Genomic DNA, 19610 nt, shown 5'->3' with positions numbered 1-19610 from the left:
TCCAGCCTGGTATAGGACACAAACTAAAGGAGTTTGGTTTGTTTTTTCAATGAAATTGTTCATTAATTTGAGCGGGCTTGAATGGATATTTCCCCTCATGTAAGCTCGTTTCGATATTCGGTTGGCGTACAATGATAATTTTTGCGGAATACTTGTGTAAAATGACGAAGATCGTCGTAGCCAACGAGTCTGGCGACATCCGTGACTCTTAGACCCCGATTAGCCAGCAGCTCCTTGGCTCTTTCCATTCGCAGCTGTGTCACGTAATCCTTGTAGCCGATCCCTGTCTTTTGTTTGAACAGCTGGCTAAAATAAATCGGATTTAAATAGACAATAGAGGCTACTTTTTCAAGTGATAATGTATCCTGAAAGTGCCCACGAATATATTGAAGGGCAATAGTGATGGTCTCATCGTTTTTGCTTGCTGGCACATCCTTCTTCAAGGCTGAGAATCCGGTTAGCTGCAGGTTTTTAATTTCGTCGGGAATGGAATGAAAATCGGTCAGCAACCGACTAACAACCATCTGATAGGGGACCTTTAAGCATTGATCAAGATGCTTTCTTGCACCCTCTTCAAATGAGCAGATTCCCGTATCCTCCCGGAGCGTCACGACTCCCACCAGGATATTGCCTTCCAGGCTGACGATAAAGCCGTTACCATTCATTTCAAACCATTCGGACAATACATTTTCGATCACAAAATGCTTTAAAGATATATCCTGATTCGTTTCCAATTGAACAAATACAAGATGAAATCGAGGATGGCTTTCAACAAATCGCGATACGTCAAATCTGCCGATATCCAGCCCTCGTACCCAGCGGCGAAATACGGCCTCCCTCAAATAGTTCAAATTTAAATGAATCAAATCCTTTTCCGATAAATCTCTCATTTCTTCTATCCATTCGTTTTCCAGCATAGAGATAATCTTGATCAACGGCTCCTTGCCAACCGGTTTCACCACATAATCCTTGACCCCTAAGCGCAGTGCTTCCTGGGCATACGCAAACTTGGAATGGGCCGATATAATGACCACTTTGGTGCTTAGGTGTGATTCCCGCAGGGCAGCCAGCAGCTCCAACCCATCCATAGCCGGCATCATAATATCAAGCAGCAGGATATGAATACGTTCACTCAGCAGCACAATGATCGCTTCCTGGCAGGACTCTGCAGTCATAACATTCATATGAGGGTACGCCTTGTCGAGCGTCCTCTTAAAGCCATCACGAATCGACCTTTCATCATCCACAACAAGTATATTCATAATGCCCCTCCACTCCTAACAGGATCATGAACCATCGAAGAAACAGGAATATCTCTCGGGAGAGTAATCGTAATGGTAGTACCGCTGCCTTGTTCGCTTGTGATTTGCAGACCGTATAAGGCTCCGAATTTCAGCACAAGCCTGCGATGCACGTTCACCAAGCCGATGCCGGCACTAGCCGTTCCGACCGGATTGGCTTGTTCCATAACCCGATAGTTTTTCTCTTCCTCCTCGAAGTGATGCAATTCAAGCAGCATGACTTTTTCTAGTGTTTTTTGAAGATCGACGAGCTTGGGATAGGATATGCCGCTCCCGTTGTCTTGTATACGTATTTGTAAGTCTTGTTCGCCAATTTCCATATGGACAGATATCAAACCCGATCGATCTAATTTCGAAAGGCCGTGGACTACGGCATTTTCAATCAACGGCTGGAGCGTCATTTTCGGAATTTGAACCTGCAGCCACTCATCAGGAATATTCAGATCAATTTGCAAACGTCCGCCAGAGCGGGCTTGAATGATGTGCAAATAATTGTGGGTTTGGTCCAATTCTTCTTGCAAAGTGACGTCTGAATGATGCCATTCGCTGCTGTAACGAAACATTTTCGAAAGCGCCAATATGACATCCCCTAATTTATCATTTTTCCTATCATCCAGCTCCCAATAAATCATATCCAACGTGTTATATAAAAAATGGGGATTTACCTGAGACTGCAGCGCATAGAGCTGAGCATTTTTTTCACTGGCTGTCACAATACGCACCCTGTCAACGAGCTGCTTGATTCGACTGACCATTTGATTAAAATTCGCTACCAAATAATTCATTTCTTCAAAGGAACGTATTTCGACAATTGTATTTAATTGGCCCCGCTCCAGCGCCTTCATCTCACGAACCAGTCGAATAATAGGAGCTGAAATGGACCGCGACATGATCGTTGCCAAGATGACCGCGGCCAATAGCAAAAAGCAGAGAACGATAAGAAAATAACGATTCGCCTCCTGCAGCTGCACCTGAAAATTAGATTTGGGTGTGACACTGACAATCGACCATTTCAAATTGGACTGCTCCTCCATGACGATCAAATGCTCCGGGTCTGTATCGACCTGCTTGGACATTCGCACTGCTTCCCTGTCATTGAGCAAAAGATCGATTTCGGGAAATTGCTCACTGCTTCGCCCGGACTCAGCCAATATTTCGTTTTTATTCGGCATCCCTGGATAGCGCGTATCGGCCGGCTTCATGATGAAGGCCAGACTGCCTGCTCCCATATGAAGATTGCTCAAGGTCGAAAGTATAGGACGAGGACTGGCTTCAATAAGCAGAACTCCGATAGGCTCGCGTGAATACAGGTCATAAATCAGTCTACCAAACGAAAAGACCGGTTGGTCTTGCACGGTCAATGTTGGTTGCTTCATACCAAACCACAGCAGCTCGCCCTGAGAATGCCGGATTTCATCATACCAGGTACTTTCCAAGGGATTTGTCACATAAGGGTGAGTTGCCGCTTCGTAGCTATACACCTTTCCCCAATTGGTAATGATATGAATGCCAACAAGATCATTCCTGCTGTAAAATGCCGCTTCCAGCAAATTAATAATCGTTCGGTTGTTGATGAGCTGCAGGGCTGGGGTCGTTTCGTCCTCTGCAAGAACCCGCTGCACATCAGAGCTCGCTGTTATTGATTTGGACAAGCTGTTGTAGCCCTGTGCCAGCAAATTGAAATTATCAGCAGCTTGAGAAACATTTTTCCTAGCGATCTCAGCAATTCTCAAGCTCATTTGATTCGTGCTATATGTATAAAAAATGCTAGCCAATAATAGGACAAGAAACAGCGTAGAGAAGAGGAACCAAATGAACAATCTTACGCTGATGGTGTTCCAGCGAAATTTTTTCAATGAAAGTCCCTCCTTAGAGTTTTCGAAGAAAACCTACTTCACAATCGCAAGCTCTGTGTCATTTTCGTTTCGTATTGAGCTCCCATGAAACCTGATGTTCTTTGGCCACATCTTCAGGCTTCACATGCTGCACAAAAAGATTTTGCAGCTGATCCAAATGGGTTTGAGCAACAGCTGGAGCAATCACATTGTCAAAATTCATTTCCCCGCCTTTGATATCCTTAAACATATTCAAGGTTTCTATCTGCAATTGAGAGTAGCTGGCTGCTTTAAAGTCACCCTTCACCTTTTGACTGAGGCCTACTGCCGCGTTCATCTTGAAAGCTACTGTCGGATAATTCAACATGAGATATTTCAAAAATTGTTTACTTTCCTCCAAATGTTTGCTTTTGGCAGATAATGTATACGCGGTTCCAGGTGCAATCATGAAATCATTCGGATCGCCCTGCCCCTCAACAGTAGGAAACTTCATGAATCCTACTTTTTCCTTATCTGGCCAGGTTTCAATCTTGGGAACCTCCCAGGTTCCTATGTAATACATCGCAGCCCTGCCGGTTCGAAATAAATTGGAGGCCGTTAAAGAATCGACGGACGTTGCTCCTTCATCAAATGCACCTGCCTGAATCAAATTTTGCAGCTTCAGAACGGCATGGACAAAGACCGGATCATTAAAATTCCTTTTGTTATTAATGATATCCTGCAGAAAGCCGGGACCACCATTAAGCCGCTGAAGAATATTCATAAACAAAAAGGAAGTTGTCCAACGATCCTTGGCACCGATGGCTATCGGAGTGACGCCTTTGGCTCTAAGCTGCTTGGTGACCTCGATTAATTCTTCGAAGGTTTTGGGAAAGCTCAATCCTGCTTTGGCAAATATATCCTTATTATAAAAGATTCCAGCAATGTTCAGATTATATGGTAGCGCATACACTTTTCCATCAAACGTATAATAGTTGAGCACACCGCCTTGGAATGTCGCTTTTAATTCACCCTCCAGGATATCGTCTAAAGGGGCGAGCACACCGCTGTCAACAAACGGTTTCATTTGGGCTCCTGGATTTACCATCGTAATATCGGCTACTTCACCGGATGCGGCTTGTGCTTTAAGCTTGTTTTTCTGTTGTTCGGTATTCAGACGATCAAATTCAATTGTAATATTGGGGTGAATTTGCATATAATCATTGACAATTTTTTCTTCAATTAAATAGGAAGGGGAATTTTTATCTGACTGAAGGGTTTGGAGTGACAGGGTAATTCCACCGTGGTCAGACCTACGGTCGGCTCCAAATCCTTGACCGATTGAAGAAGCATCATATTTATTTGCGCAAGCAGCAACTATGCTTATCAGGGATACCGCCAGAAACACACCCAAATATTTAGTGCTGTACATTCTTCAACTCCCCCTGTAAGTTTAGTTTGATTTCATTCTAAGCTCCTATCAGCAGCATGGTATAGACATAAAAATAAAGAATTTATGTTTGATTTTTCAAGGTTATACTACAATGAGAGAAGCATTCCACTCATCCTCATTATACAAGATCTATCTCTAAAAAATATGCTATTTTTTTCCTGTATTTTACATACAGATGTATACAAAAAAGCCCCCAGTGTCCCCAGAGGCTTGTACATTGCATATATGATTATAAACAACTGCGAGTAATGATGACCAATAGAATGAATAATACCAATATTGCGCCTGTGCTCGTGCGAATACCGCCAACAACCGGACCAACTCCACAACCTGCTCCTGCTACCAAGCCCATTGATTTCATCCTCCCCTCATACAGTTCTTAGATATGGTATGTAGTTGGGAGTTGTAAAGATTGGGCGTACAAGCAGAATAGGTATATGGATGGGAAAGAGCAGTGTTAATATGTGATTTTTACCGTTCGTGTCGCATCCAAATAATCGACTTTTGCACCCAGCACCTCCGCCAGCAGGCGAACCGGTACCATGGTGCTTTCCCCGATCAGCTTTGCCGGAGTGTCTGTTTTCCAGGTTACCCCGTTAATCTCATACTCATTGATAGTCGTATACAAGGTGACTTTCAAACCCTTCTTTGTATAAACAACTGCACGCAGCTGTTCATTCCACTCTACGGATGCCCCAAGAGCTGCAGCCAGATCACGAATATATAAATAAGACGAGCCTTCTACAATAGCAGGAGACAGATTCATCGGAAAATCAATACCATCGACCTGATAGCTATTGGCATTCAGCCCAAAGCTTGCTGTGTGAGAAATAGGGTTCAGCGTGAGATAGCTCTGCCTGTATACGGTCGCGTTCTGGTGCAGCTTCTTCTTGCCGATCTGGTCGGCAGGCTCCGTTGAAAAATCCCATTCCTTGACTTCCGTCTTCATGCTGCCATCACGATGAGTCACTTGAAGGTTAAGCTTCACGTGATAGGCCGTATCGAACTGAAGCGGTTGGCGAGGTAAAACAATCACTCCGTTTGTCAAATCACTATCGTTATCTGGTGTATTTGTTAGCAGATCAAACGGTTTTTTGCTACTGTCCAGCAGCTCCGCGCTTAGAAGCTTAACCTTCTTCACCTCTGAGCCGTAATATTGTGCCATGATCGGATAGCCAACAGGATACGTTTGGGCAGTATGAACTCGCAATGGATCGGGCTGTTCATCACCTTTAAACGAGGTCGGCACATACCGATCCCCTTCAACCGGTGATACGACAAGCTTGTCAGGTGTATCCGATTCCGAACTAAATTCTATAATCGTATAATCGCCTACCTTGCCAACCCCCACCTCTTTGATATACGGGTTCAAAAACGGGTCCCGATGGTAAGGAGCGTCAAATAAGACATCGATGACTTGACTGATAGTCCCTGAATAAAAGGCAGCATCTTCTCCTACTCCTGATGTGTAACCAAAGTAAGCGCCGCGCTCTAATGGAGATTTACCAAAAAATCCTTTTTTGTTCGGGTTCTCCTCATGCAGGCTTTCCATGCTATCCGGGCTTTGCTGAATTTTATTGGCATCCAAATACTTGGCATGCGCCGTAGCACTGGCATTCAGACGACCGTTCATCTTGACGGTGGGTAATCCATAAAGCAGCCTGTAATCATTAAGCGCAGCAAATCCGTCCAGCTGCTCCGGGTTGGCGGCAGTAAAGTCGCTAATCGCGTCCTGAGCCACTGTAAAGGTCCATGATGCCTCAACAGGCTCATACCCTCTATAAGTAATGGACATACGCACATTTTGCAAACCCGGCTTCAAACTATAGTCTGGTGTATAAGTGAACGTACCTTTCTCTTTATCATAAGAGGCAGTCACAGGTTCACCATTCAGATACATGGTGTAAGCGGGAATGGCAGTCATGGTCGTTTTAAAATAAAAGGTAATCGTAGGCTTGGTCACTCCTACAATCTCCTGGGGAGCCACCTCATAGCCGTAAGAAGCAGCAGCAGCAACCTGTCGCGGTGGAAACACCAGACTGGTACAGCCAATGAACAGAACCAGAGAGAGCAGCAGCATATATTTGACAAGACTCGTTTGCGATTTCAAGGGACAACTCCTCCTTCAGTGTGTCTATATGGATTCGACATGTTATCCGTTATTCTAATCCAATTCGGCAGGCACAAAAAGATTCCTTCATTTAAATATTCCCAGTGCAGTGGACGTTGTGATTTATCTTGCTGCATAACAAATAAACATTCCACTGCAAGCCATAAAGCGCTGCAGCAGAATGTTATTGGATGTAAGGACCGTAAAGCCACAATTGCTTGCTTTAATGCTTTGATCTTAAATCAAGGTTACGTTATCACGGCTGTTCCGTGTGCGGGCAGGTGTTTTGCGTTTTTCGATCAATCGGTTAATGGCATCGATATACGCTCTTGCACTAGCTTCAAGAATATCTGTACTGACCCCGCGGCCCTGAACCGAGTAATCTCCCTGACGCATCAGTACGTGAACCTCGCCCAGTGCATCCTTACCTTGAGTAACCGATTTGATTGAATAATCTTCCAATTCAACCTCTTCCTTGGTTACCTTATCAATAGCCTTGTAGATCGCATCAACCGATCCATTGCCAACAGCTGCCTCTTCCACAGCGCCACCATCCAAGGTAGTGACACGGATAGTTGCCGTAGGCACGGATTGATTGCCATAGGATAGCTGCAGGTTATCCAGAGCGAATACCTCCGGTGTTTCGATCAGCTTTTCTTCGATCAACGCACGGATATCTTCGTCTGAAACTTCCTTTTTCTTGTCGGCTAAATCTTTGAATTTGGAAAATGCAGTATTCACTTGTTCATCCGACAGCTCATACCCGATATCGATCAGTTTTTCACGGAAGGCATGACGACCGGAATGTTTGCCCAACACGAGTGTGCTTTCTTTCAGACCGATCATTTCCGGAGACATAATCTCGTAGGTTGTCTTTTCCTTCAACATGCCATCCTGATGAATACCCGATTCGTGAGCAAAGGCATTAGCCCCTACTATCGCTTTGTTGCCAGGTACAACCATACCTGTCAGCTTGCTGACCAGACGGCTCGTACGGGCAATTTCACCAAGCACCAATGAAGTTTTGGCTTGAAAGAAGTCCTGGCGTGTTTCCAGTGCCATAGCCACTTCCTCCAGCGAGGTATTACCGGCACGTTCTCCGATACCATTGATCGTTCCTTCAATTTGATCGGCACCATTCAGTACGGCTGCGAGCGCATTGGCGGTAGCCATCCCCAAATCGTCATGGCAATGTGCACTCAATTGAATCTTTTCAATATCCTGCACATTTTCCTTTAACACTTTAAAAATGTTGCCGAACTCACTCGGATTCAAATAGCCTACCGTGTCTGGAATATTAACGACCGTTGCACCCGCACGAATGGCCATTGCTGTGACTTCACACAGGAAGTCAAGCTCTGTACGACCCGCATCCTCAGGTGAGAACTCAATTTTGTCAAAATACTTCTTGGCATAACGGATGGCCTTATCTGCCGTCTCCAGCATTTGCTCCTTGCTCATCTTCAGCTTATACTTACGATGGATGGGGGACGAAGCCAAAAACAAGTGAAGACAAGGGTCCTGAGCACCCTTAAGCGCCTCACGCACGGCATCTATGTCCTGCTCACGGGAACGGGCCAGACCGATAACTGATGCATTCTTGATCGCACGAGCTACCGCGTTCACACCCGCCAAGTCACCGGGAGATGCCGCAGGAAATCCAGCTTCAATCCGGTCGACACCCAGCCTTTCCAGCTGCAATGCGATCTCCAGCTTCTCCTGCATGTTCAGGTTCACGCCTGGGGATTGCTCTCCATCTCTCAGCGTCGTATCGAATATATAAATTTTTCTCATGGGTGGTCACCTCCTAAAAGTTTTCGTAGAAAACTAACTTCGTAAGCATCTACCGAATTTTGCTTCAGCAAAATTTACTTCGCCTTTAAGCAGAAAAAGGTACGGCTCGAAGCTGAGAAAACCGGTGGAGTTACCGCCGCGAGCATTCCCATTATCTTCAAGCCGACCTCAGTTATCTGTATATGCCAATCAACGAACGAGACTTACTTTTTAATCCAGTGCATCAATTCACGCAATTGTGAACCAACTTTTTCAATCGGATGTTCGGACTCGATACGACGAGTTGCTGTCAGGAACGAACGACCGGATTGATTTTCCAAGATGAAATCGCGAGCGAATTTACCTTGTTGGATGTCAGTCAGTACACGCTTCATTTCTTTTTTGGTTTCATCTGTCACAATACGAGGTCCGGAAACATAGTCACCATACTCAGCTGTGTTGGAGATGGAATGTCTCATTGTAGCCATTCCGCCTTCATACATCAAGTCAACGATCAGCTTCAACTCGTGCAAGCACTCGAAGTAAGCAATCTCAGGCTCGTAGCCAGCTTCCACCAGCGTTTCAAAACCAGCTTTAACCAATGCAGTAGTACCACCACAAAGCACAACTTGCTCACCGAACAGATCCGTTTCAGTTTCTTCACGGAATGTAGTTTCGATCAATCCTGCGCGTGTGCAGCCAATACCTTTTGCGTAAGCCAAACCAAGATCTTTGGCTTTACCGGAAGCATCTTGATAAACTGCGATTAATCCAGGTACGCCAAAGCCCTCTACGTATACACGGCGAACCATGTGACCCGGGGATTTAGGTGCAACCATAAATACATCTTTATCAGCTGAAGGAACAATTTGTCCAAAATGAATGTTGAAACCGTGTGAAAACACGAGTGCTGCGCCTTTTTTCAGGTTAGGCTCAATTTCATTGTTGTAAGTGCTAGCTTGTGTTTCATCCGGCAAAAGGATTTGTACAACATCTGCCAATTTAGTAGCTTCGGCAACTGTAAATACTTCAAAGCCGTCGTTTTTCGCTTGATCAAACGATTTACCTGGACGAAGTCCGATAACAACTTTCAGACCGCTGTCACGCAGGTTTTGCGCTTGCGCGTGGCCTTGGCTTCCGTAACCGATGATTGCGATTGTTTTACCTTTTAGTGCGCCTAGATCAGCGTCTTTTTCATAATACATTGTAACTGCCATGGATATGATTGCCTCCTTTAATTTAAAACCCTGTGAGTGGGCGATCAAACGGACAACACGCTGCGAAGTTCACATTGTCCATAATCAAGTCATCCACTTGATCCCCCACTCACAAAGCTGTTTTCCTTGTTTTGTTTGCTTGAACTACTTTTTGCTTGACTACTTAACGATGCCGCGAACCATAGCCGTAACACCTGTTCTTGAAAGCTCACGAATACCGTAAGGCTTCAAGAGCTCAGCCATAGCTTCAATCTTAAGGGCATCACCTACTACCTGAATAATCAATGACGACGGGCTAATATCGACAACCGATGCACGGAACGTTTCGACTAATCCGAAAATTTCCGGACGCAAGCTTGGGTCTGCACTGACTTTGATCAAGGCCAGCTCGCGCGCAACCATCGGGTTGGAGCTCAAATCAATAACTTTAATGACATCAATCAGCTTATACAGTTGCTTGGATACTTGCTCTAAGGTTTTATCGTCTCCGGTTGTCACAATAACCATGCGCGACAAGCCCTGTTCCTCGGCTTCTCCTACGGAGATGCTCTCAATGTTAAAGCCTCTGCGTCCGAACAAGCCGGACACCCGCTGCAGAACGCCAGGTTGGTTATTCACTAAAACGGATATCGTATGTTTGTGATTCATTCCGAATCCCCCATTATCATTTGATCTATCGTCGAGCCTTGTGTAACCATTGGATACACGTTCTCATCCCTGCGGACGAAAAATTCGACGAGTACCGGACCTGGGGTGTCCAGTGCTTCCTGCCACATGCGGCGGGCTTCTTCTTTATTCGTTGCTCTTAAGCCCTTAACGCCGTAAGCTTCAGCAAGCTTAACAAAATCAGGACTGCCCGCCAGATCAATATGGCTGAAACGATTGCCATGAATGATTTCCTGCCACTGGCGTACCATACCCAGCACCTGATTATTGATAACTACAATTTTAACAGGTATTTGGTTAATCGCACAAATCGCAAGCTCCTGCGAGCACATCTGCATACCGCCATCCCCATTAATGGAAACAACCATTCGATCCGGGTTAGCTACCTGAGCGCCAATCGCGGAAGGGAATCCGAAGCCCATCGTGCCCAAACCGCCGGAAGTGATCCATGAGCGCGGCTTGTTGAACTTATAATATTGGGCTGTCCACATTTGGTGCTGCCCTACATCTGTCGTAACAATCGCGTCACCGTTGGTTGTTTCATGAATCATTTCAATGACATACTGCGGCTTAAGCTCCGTGTCCGAATCAATATAGCGCAGTGGATGGTTAGCTTTGTCCGCCTGAACGTGCTCGATCCACGCAGTCGATTGTGATTTCTTCGCCTTCAGAAGCGCAAGCTGAAGTACCGCTTTGATATCACCGACTACAGGGATATGGGTCTCCACAATTTTACCGATCTCTGCAGGATCAACATCGATATGAACGATCTTCGCTTTTGGCGCAAATCCGTTAACCTTCATCGTTACCCGGTCATCGAATCTTGCACCGATTCCGATGAGCAAATCGCAATTTTGCAGCGCATGGTTAGCCGCGTATGTTCCGTGCATGCCCGGCATCCCCAACCATAATGGATTTGCGCTTGGAAAACCACCTAATCCGAGCAGTGTGGTTGTTACCGGAATTTGCGTTTTCTCGACAAACTCCAGCAATTCCTTGGACGCATCCGCGTACACAACACCACCGCCTGCAAGAATCATAGGGCGCTCAGCTTCAGCAATCGCCTCCAGCATCCGATCCACCTGCAGCTTGTTCGGCTGAACAGTTGGATGATAGCCGCGAATCTCTACTTTTTCCGGGTAGTAAAACGGCGCTTCTGCGTTGGATACATCTTTGGGTATATCAATCAATACTGGACCTCTACGACCTGTAGAAGCAATATGGAAAGCTTCTTTAATGACGCGAGGTAAATCCTTTACATCACGCACCAAATAGCTGTGTTTTGTAATCGGCAAGGTAATTCCTGTGATATCCGCTTCCTGGAAAGCATCCGTTCCAATCACAGCTGTAGATACATTGCCTGTAATGACTACAAGCGGCACCGAGTCCATGTAGGCTGTGGCAATTCCCGTAACCAAGTTCGTTGCTCCAGGTCCGGAAGTCGCGATACAGACCCCCACCTTGCCGGTAGAACGCGCATAGCCGTCAGCTGCATGTATAGCTCCTTGCTCATGACGAGTTAATAAATGCTTGAAATCAGGATTGCCGTGCATAGCATCATAAATATATAATACAGCTCCGCCGGGGTAACCAAAGACGCAATCCACTTCCTCCAGTAGCAGGCTGCGAAGCAGCATTTCCGATCCTGTAATTACATCCGGTTGAAGCAGTTCCTTGTGCAGCTGTTCTTTTGACTTTTTTGTTGTTTGAACGATCATGATTTGTCCTCCTCTCGTAAATTGAGAATACCTAAAAACCCCTTTCATCCCAAACGCCAAATAGAGCGCCTGAAGGGACGAAAGGGGTTCTAATCTTCCGTGGTACCACCCAGAGTTTGTTAAATGCCTCACAGCAAATAACCTTAGCAGGTACGCAGCAAATACATATAGCTGTTATACCTTCAGCACGATAACGTGTGCGATTCCGTTTTCCCCTAATAGCTATGTTCTTGAATCCAGTGAACATACTTTTCAGGAAAACAGCTCCGAGGTGAGCTCGTACATAAGGGATTAATGGCATTGGTTTCAGCAAATCCGCTGCTCTCTGGATCATAAGGGCCCTTATAACTTCGTCCTCATCATTGCAGTTACATCTGTTGTACTTTTACAATATTATATGCCGAATCGTTGGCAGAGTCAAGAACTTATCAAACTTATCTCGGAAGTACGGTTATCAGGGGTTCATCCTTTACTATTTGGACTAACGGTCTCTTGGCGAAAGGTCCAGTAATAGTTAAAAATAAAATTGGAGAGAGGAACCGCCAGAACAACCATACATTGACCGAACAAATAATTCCAGTGCAGCCAGTCGACAACCGTGTACATAATACCGCTATTGAGCAGCAATCCTGTCAAGGACACAACCACGTATTTCATGAACGGCTTCCAGCCCGATGGGGCATCCTGAAAGGTCCACCATTTGTTCAGTACATACGAAATGATCAGAACGAGTAAAAAACCAAGTGTGGAGCCCACTACCGGATTAAAATGGAACGCTTCAACCAGTACAAACAAAGCAGCAAAATGGATAAGTGTCCCCAACAAACCAACGACTCCATACTTCAACATCAATCGTTTCATAAAGCTTCGCTAACCTTGAAGCCTAATTCTGCCGGGGCAGCTTCGCTGTTAATTTTTTGACTGACCAAATATCGAGGCCTTCCTTTTACCTCATTATAGATAGATGCGATATACTCGCCGATGATACCAAGTGAGATCATAATGACACTGCCCACAACCAGCAGCAGTAAGATAACGGTTGTAAATCCGGTTACAGCGTCGCCGACAAATTTTTGATACAAGGTTTGAACACCTAAAATAATAGCTCCAAGCAGAAAAACCAATCCAATCAAGCTGACAAAGCGTAATGGAATCGACGAAAAGGAAACAACGGCATTAACCGCCAGCTTCAGCAAGCTATGAAACGGCCATTGGGTTTTGCCACCTGCTCGTTCTGCCACCTCGAAAGGAATCTGTACCTTATCATATCCCAGCCAAGCCGTCATACCGCGAAAGAACATGTTACGCTCTGGCATCTCCCGCCATGCTTGAATCACTTTTTGATCCAGAAGCTTGAAATCGGACGCACCACGCAGATCGAATCCGGACAAGCGATTAAGCACACTATAAAATATCGCAGAGCTGAGGGATTTGTTCAGTGATTCTCTCCCACGATCTACTTTGACACATTCCACGATATCCTTACCGTCTTCACGCCACAATCGTATCATTTCGGCTAACAAGGCCGGAGGATGCTGCAAATCGGAATCCATCACAATCACAGCCTGTCCTCTGGCATGCTCCAAGCCCGCGCACAAGGCAAGCTCCTTACCGAAATTACGACTAAGACGCAGGCCCGTAAAATGCTCTGAATGCTCACCCACCCAAGTTAACTGCTGCCAGGTAGCATCTTTGGAACCATCATCAACAACAATAATTTCATACGAATACGTAAGCTTCTTTAGTTCTTCTTCAATCAATAGCAAAGAATGAGCAATATGAACCGCTTCATTATAAACCGGGATCACCATAGATATTTCCGGAATAGGCTGATTCATCTTTTCCACCTCCTTCAACTGGTCGAATAATTTTGTACAATCTCCACTTGCCTCCGAACTCCTTGTATAGCTGCGTCCATGAGGTGCCCTTCTCATAAAAATTAAGGTAGGTTGCATTGTCTGCACTTAACGCTGAGCTTTTATCAGGCTTTGGACTCAGTATGAAATCGACTCCGTTTTCTATAGGATGCTGCAGGGAATCTTTAAACATTAAATCACTCGTAATTAGAAATTTACTCGGCGCCTTGCTGTTCAGAATGATTGCATATGCGGAATAAGAATCCATCAGTATATTGTAGCCATCTAGTTCGGTATCCAAATAATTAGCAATTTCTTTCTCAATCTGCTGACCCGCAGCATATTCCTTCGCATGCAGAAATTTATTCTCATCAGGCGCAATCACAGGGCTCATTAAAGCTTGTGTCAAAATATAGCCACTTGCGATCATGCCGGCCAGGACGATACTATAATTGACCATCGATCGTTTAACGCGAGACAGCTCATAGGGCAGCCAGGCTACCGTAATCGGTAAAACGTACATAAAATAACGGAACCAGCCGTATGAGGTTCCCTTCATCAGCAGCAGAAATTGCAGCGCAAGAATCGAGGCAAACAAACAAGCGAGTACCAGGAAGTCCCACACCATCCACCTTCGATTCCATATTCTAAGCACCACAATACTCAATAATGGAAGGGAATAGTACATCGTCTTCTTCGCTACGAAAATCAGACCGAGCAGCGGATTGCCCTGCATATCAAGGAACTGCTGGTCCGTTCCAAGTCCCTGAGCCTGCGCAACGTTGGAGTATTCTGAATTCAGAAAATAAAGCGCGTTGTCCATAATCAAGTAGTTCAGCCAAATCCAAATCAAGCCAGAATAAACCACAGGAGCAAGTATTAACGCCCAGGTTCCCTCAATCTGAAACAGTTTAAACTTGAGATTACGCTCAATCTGCGGCTCGACTCTCGGATCACTGGGCGGAATCCAGAATACGATTAAGATAACGGCCAAAGCCAAAGCAGCTCCAAGCGGCACAGCTTCATAACGGGTCCAAAAAGCAAGAGCCAACATGAAGCTGAGTCTAAACAAGCTGCCCACCCTTCGTCCGTGCATCCAATGACATAAGTGAATAACCGATGACATGATAAAATATATAAAGGGGGCATCGCTGAGCCCGTTAGCACCGAATAAAAATATAAATGGATTACAACTGAAGCTTATACTCAATATAACGGCAAACCTGCGAGACAAACCAAACTCGACAGCGGCACGAGCCAGCAATACAGCTGTCATTCCGGCAAATACGCTGCTCATGATCACACCTGCCAATGCCGAAGAGGCAAGCTCAGGAAACCAGTGATAAGGCAGCAGCAGAAACAGTTCAATAACACTAGGCAACGGATTCCATACAAATCCAATCGCACCCAAATGGGGGTCACGGCTGTACAATACATAAAAAGCATTGGCCACACGGCTCATGGAATCGGAATGCACATAACCGATAACGTGGCTAACATAGAAACCAGCCGAAAACTCTAACGTGAATAACAAGAGAAATAATACCCAATAAACACTTCGATGCATGACAGGCATTCTTCTATCCCCCATCCTGACTAGCGCTATTGGCTGAGAATGAACCAGGGGCAACTTTTGACAAGCCATGGGTTGTTTTCTCCCAATAGAATGGCTTTGTAATCAACTGCCATGCAGCCTTAACCGCAGCTAAACTCATGAGCACCCAATAAGCAGGTGTTAACAGTGCATATTTGACGAGACTGTAGGAGAAAATATTTTCCTTTCGCTTCTCTAAATCATGGATAACCCAATAAATACCAGCCACATTACCAAATACGAATAAAAAGTTTCCAATTAAAAACTCAACAGAAGCCAGATAATAGATCGGCCCCGGGAAAAACTGCGGAATCCATTGTACCTTCCAAGCGTACCACATGATGATCATTACCCAGTAAAACGGATTTAAAAGTGGCAGCATCGGCGTTGCCAATACCATCACCTGAAAGCCCATAAACCCTTTAAGGCCCAGCTCTTTATACAGCCTAAACGGATTACGCATGTGAACAAGCCAAGTCTGCATGTAGCCTTTGATCCAGCGCGAACGCTGCCGAATCCAGTTTCCAACGCGGCTGTTGGCTTCCTCCCAGGTTCGGGAATCTACGATAGCCGTCGTGTAACCTGATTTATAAAGTCGAATACCCAAATCAGCATCCTCTGTTACATTATAAGGGTCCCATGCATTAATTTCCTTTAGAACCTTCATTTTAAAATGATTGGAAGTCCCCCCCAATGGAATCGGGATATCCAATTGCATAACACCAGGCAGCAGAAGCTCGAACCACATGCTGTATTCGTGAGTAAACCATCGGGTCAGCAAATTCTGATCGCTATTGAAATAGTTAAGTTTTGCTTGAATACAGGCACAATTATCTTCATTTTTGACAAAGGCAGCGTGCACCTTTTTAAGCTGATCGGGGTCTGGACGATCCTCTGCATCATAAATAACAACATACTCGCCACGTGCACGAATTAATCCATAATTGCAGGCTTTCGGCTTCGTTTTGGGCAAGCTGTGTGGCACTACAATCGTTGTATAATAAGGAGGCAGGTCCATTTCCTTCAAAAGCTCCTGGGCTTCCACATCGTCCTGCTCAATTAATAAACGAACGTCAAGCTTGGCTTTCGGGTAATCGATTTGCTCAATATTGCTCAATAAGTGCGGAATCACTTGACTTTCCTTATACATGGGAACAAGGATGGTATAGACTGGAAGTGATCTTTCATCAATAGCATCAATTTCTTCCTTCGTGAACCTCATCTGAGCATTCTCGCGAGTACCAAACATAATAATCATAAATTTAAAAAGTGTCATGGAGAAATAAAAAATTTGCACAGCTATATTCATAACAATTAAAGTGTGAAACCAATCGATAACAAGACTTACAAGGAAGACAAAGACACAAATAACAGCAGTCGATATTTGAGCTTTCGTAAACGTGACATGCGCCGAATTTTGTGGCTGTTCATTAACCAGCTTTTGCGTGCTCTCGACCATCAATTCCGATTGATAGACTTCCTTCCAGAAAAACTCCATTTCATCTCGTGTTGCGAGCACCTGTTCAATAGGCAGACCAAGCAGTCCCTCAATCTCTGCACTCGCCTCATCGGACAAAGGTCCGCCTACAGCAACCAAAAATCGATTTAAATCTTTATTAATAACTACAGCATCATATTGTCTAGCCAAAGCCTCAGGCAGCTTGTACAACATATCTTCAAAAGCATATTCTGTACCGATGCGTCCGAGATTATTTTGCGTTGCGATATGTCGATACAGCTTCTCAGGATCAATCGAGCGCAGGGACATCAGAATATCACCCAGCATGCCGCCACTTTTCCGCTGAATACCCAATGCTTCATTAAGCTGATGCTGGGTAATCGCACCCGTTTCGACCAACATATCCCCCAGACGGCCTTTTTGCGATTGCTGATTGATAATGGCAGTAACCAAATCCTTTTTGGTGAAGCCCATTTCCACAACAAGATCACCCAAACGGCCACCAAATGATTTCTGACGCTCCATCGCCTGATTCAATTGTATTTGTGAAATCAAACCTTCTGCGACCAGTAGATCACCGAGACGAAGCTTCTGTTTGACCCGATCATCAAAAGAAGGCTCAAAGCCTTTCCGGTCCATAATGTTCAGCTTTTGTGTTATCAGCTGATCGATGAATCGTTCCCGATCCTCGATTTCTTTTTGCAAATACTCTTTCTGCCGACCCAATTCTTCCAAACGAAGCCTTCTTCGCTTTTCATCCTGCTCATGGTGTTTTTTTTGCTTGGATAGCTGCTCATCCAGTTCTTTAATTCGTTCGTTGGTCCAGCTTTTGCGGAGCCCAAGCCAAGCTAAACCAAACGTTTTTACTGGTTTCGTTGGATCCATTGCTTTAAATTGTTTTCCATTTGATCAAGTTCATGGGCTTTCTGTTTCAATTGATCGATTTCACCAAGCAGCTCCGCGCTTTGATTCATAAATACTTGATGATCTTCCCGACGTCGTCTCTCAAGAGCTCTAATTTCCAATTGCAGAGAATGGATATACGATTTTACTTTTTCGTCATCATACCCGATCAGCGATCTCTTTTCCCTGACAACAGTTCTTTCTCTCACAGTAGCCATCCTCCAGTTCAAGCCTATTTATAGATTAGTGATGGTTGTTATTTCCAGAAGATCAACAGGACCTAATGCTTGTATCACTGCCTCATCACGATTTTCCAATGTCACATTCCAGCCGCTTGATACGACGATACCTTCTTTATTTTTAACCACTCTGGAGCTTCCGTGCATCACAGTCCAGGAAACAATTTGCCTTCTTCCATCCATCAGGGGTTCAAATATCCGTTCCATCCCTGCCTTCAAATGAATCCTTTGGGTCGTTACGATCGTACCATCCGCAAATACGGAGCGATCTACCAAACGGCTGTGAGTTTCGATGGAGTCACTCTTTGGCAGCAAGCTTTCTTTCATAAGCTGTACGGCTTCTTTTAGCTGCGCATCCGATCCTCTGTGGCTTACCAGAATCCCTTCTTTACTCGCGGCAATAACAATATCGGAAAGTCCCACTGCGATAATAGGAATATCCAATTCATTCACAATTTGTACCTGATTGTTGTCTTTGCCAAGGAAGCCTTTACCGACAACCGGATCATTTAGCTCCTCTGCCACTGTGCACCATGTTCCCATATCCTTCCATGAACCGGTATACATCAGCGCAGCAATTCGTCGTTCCCGCTCTACAACCGCATAATCAAAGCTTCGAATCTCCAGTTGACTGTATACAAGCAGCAGCTCCTCATAGGTTTGCGGAAGCCCCATGCTGGCCAGCAAGTCCAATAGAAAACCCACCTTGAAGCAAAAGACACCACAGTTCCACAAAGCGCCGCGTTCTATATATAGAGCAGCATCCTGCGCATTTGGTTTTTCATAAAATCGCTCTATCGTCATAATCGGCAACTTCTCTGTATCTGGCTCCGGGACAATATAACCATATTTCCGAGAAGGAAATGTCGGTTTCACACCCATTAAAGCTACATTAGCCCCCGTACTTTCCAATGCTTCCGGCAGGTTGATGAGCGCATCATAAAATGAATCTTCGACTCGGCTATCCACCGACATCACCGCAACAGGCTCATCTCTGGAAACACCCCGATGCGAGTATAAATAAGCAACAGATAACAGAATGGCAGGAAACGTATCACGTTTTTCCGGTTCAAGCACCAAATCCACTTCCCGACCAATCTGATCATGGATCAACGCCTGCTGTCCCACCGAGGTTGCGATAACCGTAGAGTTATGTAGATTCCGATGTTTCAATTGACTCCACACATGCTGAAGCATGGATTTCGGCTGGCCGCTGTGATCTTTAATTAGAGGAATGAATTGCTTGGGACGCTGCTCATTAGATAAAGGCCATAGTCTTACCCCAGAACCACCGGAAAGCAATATGATGTTCATAACCACTCACCTAATCTCTCTATAATCAAATATGCTTTAACTTCATATACGTAAAATTCACGAAAAAGATCAATTCCAGCATTTAGGTAATAAGTCCTATGGATTAGATTTATATTTATGATACCATATATTGTTTTCAAAACAATTAAGCAAATATTAGAATATAGTTAAGTTACGTTCAATTCAAGGACAT

At 44.9% G+C, this 19610-nt stretch carries 15 protein-coding genes; all 15 read right to left on the bottom strand.

The genetic code is table 11. From position 1 onward, the window contains the following. Positions 1-95: 95 nt before the first annotated feature. The 15 genes from BK127_RS08990 to BK127_RS08925 all read right to left on the bottom strand — a co-directional run bounded on the left by BK127_RS08990 (position 96) and on the right by BK127_RS08925 (position 19417). On the bottom strand, positions 96-1262 hold the full coding sequence (locus BK127_RS08990) for a response regulator transcription factor (RefSeq protein ID WP_076229704.1): 1167 nt from the start codon (positions 1260-1262) through the stop codon (positions 96-98). After that, complete coding sequence (locus BK127_RS08985; RefSeq protein WP_076229703.1) at positions 1259-3157, bottom strand: cache domain-containing sensor histidine kinase; 1899 nt, start codon at positions 3155-3157, stop codon at positions 1259-1261. Before BK127_RS08985 ends, BK127_RS08990 begins: the two co-directional genes overlap by 4 nt. A 58-nt stretch (positions 3158-3215) precedes the next feature. Continuing rightward, positions 3216-4547, bottom strand: a complete 1332-nt coding sequence (locus BK127_RS08980; RefSeq protein ID WP_076229702.1) for an extracellular solute-binding protein — start codon at positions 4545-4547, stop codon at positions 3216-3218. Positions 4548-4797: 250 nt separating this feature from the next. Continuing rightward, positions 4798-4920, bottom strand: coding sequence for a YjcZ family sporulation protein (locus BK127_RS44480; RefSeq protein WP_218639004.1), 123 nt, complete (start codon positions 4918-4920; stop codon positions 4798-4800). Between the two features lie 105 nt (positions 4921-5025). Beyond that, positions 5026-6678: a stalk domain-containing protein gene (locus BK127_RS08975; protein WP_083689195.1), complete on the bottom strand. Its 1653-nt coding sequence runs from the start codon at positions 6676-6678 to the stop codon at positions 5026-5028. Positions 6679-6915: 237 nt separating this feature from the next. Beyond that, positions 6916-8472 (bottom strand): 2-isopropylmalate synthase, encoded by a 1557-nt coding sequence (locus tag BK127_RS08970; protein WP_076229701.1) that lies wholly within the window; start codon positions 8470-8472, stop codon positions 6916-6918. Between the two features lie 203 nt (positions 8473-8675). After that, positions 8676-9668, bottom strand: coding sequence for a ketol-acid reductoisomerase (gene ilvC / locus BK127_RS08965; RefSeq protein ID WP_076229700.1), 993 nt, complete (start codon positions 9666-9668; stop codon positions 8676-8678). 159 nt (positions 9669-9827) lie between these two features. Beyond that, positions 9828-10316: an acetolactate synthase small subunit gene (gene ilvN / locus BK127_RS08960; protein ID WP_076229699.1), complete on the bottom strand. Its 489-nt coding sequence runs from the start codon at positions 10314-10316 to the stop codon at positions 9828-9830. After that, positions 10313-12052: a biosynthetic-type acetolactate synthase large subunit gene (ilvB, locus tag BK127_RS08955; protein ID WP_076229698.1), complete on the bottom strand. Its 1740-nt coding sequence runs from the start codon at positions 12050-12052 to the stop codon at positions 10313-10315. Before ilvB ends, ilvN begins: the two co-directional genes overlap by 4 nt. A 462-nt stretch (positions 12053-12514) precedes the next feature. Continuing rightward, on the bottom strand, positions 12515-12913 hold the full coding sequence (locus BK127_RS08950) for a GtrA family protein (RefSeq protein WP_076229697.1): 399 nt from the start codon (positions 12911-12913) through the stop codon (positions 12515-12517). After that, a complete protein-coding gene (locus BK127_RS08945; RefSeq protein ID WP_076229696.1) occupies positions 12910-13890 on the bottom strand; it encodes a glycosyltransferase family 2 protein in 981 nt (326 codons plus the stop codon). The genes BK127_RS08950 and BK127_RS08945 overlap by 4 nt, the downstream gene beginning before the upstream one ends. Further along, entirely contained in the window at positions 13844-15484 is a 1641-nt protein-coding gene (locus BK127_RS08940; protein ID WP_144026413.1) for an ArnT family glycosyltransferase, read from the bottom strand. Before BK127_RS08940 ends, BK127_RS08945 begins: the two co-directional genes overlap by 47 nt. A 4-nt stretch (positions 15485-15488) precedes the next feature. Next, positions 15489-17846 (bottom strand): cyclic di-GMP-binding domain-containing protein, MshE-related, encoded by a 2358-nt coding sequence (locus BK127_RS08935; RefSeq protein WP_083689194.1) that lies wholly within the window; start codon positions 17844-17846, stop codon positions 15489-15491. Beyond that, the gene (locus BK127_RS08930; protein WP_076229695.1) at positions 17825-18073 is read right to left on the bottom strand and encodes a hypothetical protein; all 249 of its coding nucleotides are present in this window, start codon (positions 18071-18073) and stop codon (positions 17825-17827) included. Before BK127_RS08930 ends, BK127_RS08935 begins: the two co-directional genes overlap by 22 nt. A gap of 27 nt (positions 18074-18100) precedes the next feature. Next, positions 18101-19417, bottom strand: a complete 1317-nt coding sequence (locus BK127_RS08925; RefSeq protein WP_076229694.1) for a sugar phosphate nucleotidyltransferase — start codon at positions 19415-19417, stop codon at positions 18101-18103. Between the last annotated feature and the right edge of the window lie 193 nt (positions 19418-19610).

Source organism: Paenibacillus sp. FSL H7-0331, from assembly GCF_001956045.1.
This window is presented reverse-complemented; position numbering and strand designations above follow the sequence as displayed.